Source organism: Acidovorax sp. SRB_24 (assembly GCF_012931925.1).
This window is the reverse complement of sequence record NZ_MWOM01000258.1, coordinates 1-423: the sequence shown is the minus strand read 5'-3', so window position 1 is coordinate 423 and position 423 is coordinate 1. Positions and strand designations below refer to the sequence as shown.

Genomic DNA, 423 nt, shown 5'->3' with positions numbered 1-423 from the left:
CGAAGCGGCGCTCGTTTCACCATGTGTGCGGCTCCCCTCGCAGCGCTGGATTGGGCGTTTGCAACTACTCTAACCGAGGCTGCGGTCCATTCAAATACTGCGCTGCAGCATCGGGGTCGGGCGGTGGCGCTAAGCCGTATGCCGCCACCCGAATGGCTGGCACCCGGCTGCGGTTCGCGGTGTTGGGGCGGCGGTGCCGGCATCCCGGGCAAGCATCTTTGGCATCCTGCGATTGCTTACCCGCCGCCCCAATCGCGATGGGATAATCGCCAGCTTTGCCACACGGCAGCTCTTGCGGAACCTCCCATGATTCTTGTCACCGGCGGCGCCGGCTTCATTGGCGCCAACTTCGTGCTCGACTGGCTGCGCAGCAGCGAAGAGGGCGTTGTCAACCTCGACAAACTCACGTACGCGGGCAACCTG

Annotated in this window: 1 protein-coding gene; it reads left to right on the top strand. The window is 64.1% G+C overall.

What is annotated here, in order from left to right:
* Nucleotides 1-306 precede the first annotated feature (306 nt).
* Nucleotides 307-423: NAD-dependent epimerase/dehydratase family protein (locus B2J89_RS21845; RefSeq protein ID WP_169170873.1), on the top strand; the 117-nt coding region annotated here is incomplete at its 3' end.